The 306-nt window shown below is 42.5% G+C and carries 1 protein-coding gene; it reads left to right on the top strand.

Annotation, left to right across the window (positions count from 1 at the left end; all coding sequences use genetic code 11):
- Positions 1-62: 62 nt before the first annotated feature.
- Positions 63-306: phosphoenolpyruvate carboxylase (locus FLQ44_RS13585; protein ID WP_240801287.1), on the top strand; the 244-nt coding region annotated here is incomplete at its 3' end.

Raw genomic sequence — 306 nt, 5'->3', positions numbered from 1 at the left:
GTCAACAATAGCTGGGGGAACCTGGACGACTGGAGTTCAGACGAGTAACCTAGCAAGGTGAAATGATTCGATTTAAATTTGGATTAGAGAGTATCGCTTTACAAAATCTTGAAATTTATACCGCAGCAGCTTTGGAAGCCACCCTACTGCCGCCACCGACTCCAAAACAGGAATGGCGAGATTTAATGCACCAAATGACAGATATCTCAGTAAATGCTTATCGTCGAACTGTGAGAGAAAATCCATATTTTGTGCAGTATCTAAGGTCGATTACGCCTGAACTCGAACTACAAATGCTTCCATTAC

Origin of the sequence: Vogesella mureinivorans, assembly GCF_007644035.1 — a bacterium.
Classification (GTDB): Bacteria; Pseudomonadota; Gammaproteobacteria; order Burkholderiales; family Chromobacteriaceae; genus Vogesella; species Vogesella mureinivorans.
This window is presented reverse-complemented; position numbering and strand designations above follow the sequence as displayed.